Raw genomic sequence first — 1009 nt, 5'->3', positions numbered from 1 at the left:
CACAGAACCCAAAGAGTGGGCGACTACAATACAATCTTCATCATCATGCATTTGTTTTAAAATTCTTTGATGAACCTCATACATAAAATCAGGATTAGATAGGTACATATAAGTTTCAATCAAGAATTGCTGAATTAAACTTTCATGTAATTTTGGAAAATTATTTAAAAGAACCACCATTTCCTTAAGAACGCGATCTTTCACCAACTGTGAAGTTAAATATAAACGCTCTGATAAGCTTTGTGCGGGTTGATCGGGTGAAAGAGGAAGGTGGGGTATAAAAGGAGTATGTTCCTTGGGGGTTGATGGTTGATGATGTAAATGGATGGGTAAATGAAAGTTAAAAGTTTTTGGAAGTAAAGTATTAAGATCAAGTTGATTGGATAATTGATACTTCGTCATTAAATCGCCATAAAATGGCATATGTATATGTAGATCTCTTAAATTAACTCTACAGTGCAATTGTTTTAAGCCCAGTTTAAATACTTTTAGCCAGTGCTCTTTTAAACGATGTGCTGTGTAATTCTGCTGATTCATCCCATGGATAAATATAATTTTCATTGTATACAAGGAATTGTTTTTTAATATAAATTTAAATCTACAACGGTAGATTATATAAAGCCAGTCTCTAAGCAAAAAAAAGTGTAGCTTTTTGCTACACTTTTTAAATTACAAACACTTAAGCTTTATTTCGATAGAAAATAAAGTAGCTGAGATAGCACAAGGCAGTAAAAATTAAGCAACCTATAAAGCCAGCACGCATTTCAGGATCTGCTGCCATACTTAAACATGTAATAAAGCAGAAAAGAAAACCTAAAATTGGAACGATAGGAAATAACGGTGCTGCATATTTTAAATCGCTAACTGTATGTCCAGAACGGTACCATTGTCGACGGAAATTGAACTGGCTTAAACAAATGCTCATCCAGACAATAACCATGGTAAAAGCTGCAACACCTAGCAAGTTTTTAAAGATGGTTTCAGGAGCAAATTGTTCTGATAATAAGCC

Annotated in this window: 2 pseudogenes; both read right to left on the bottom strand. The window is 33.5% G+C overall.

The features are described 5' to 3' along the window. A pseudogene (locus VXQ92_RS21535) lies at positions 1-561 on the bottom strand (hypothetical protein); the annotation flags it as partial. Positions 562-679: 118 nt separating this feature from the next. Beyond that, positions 680-1009, bottom strand: a pseudogene (locus VXQ92_RS21530) (S-methylmethionine permease); the annotation flags it as partial.

Source organism: Acinetobacter sp. 228, from assembly GCF_048147885.1.
This window is presented reverse-complemented; position numbering and strand designations above follow the sequence as displayed.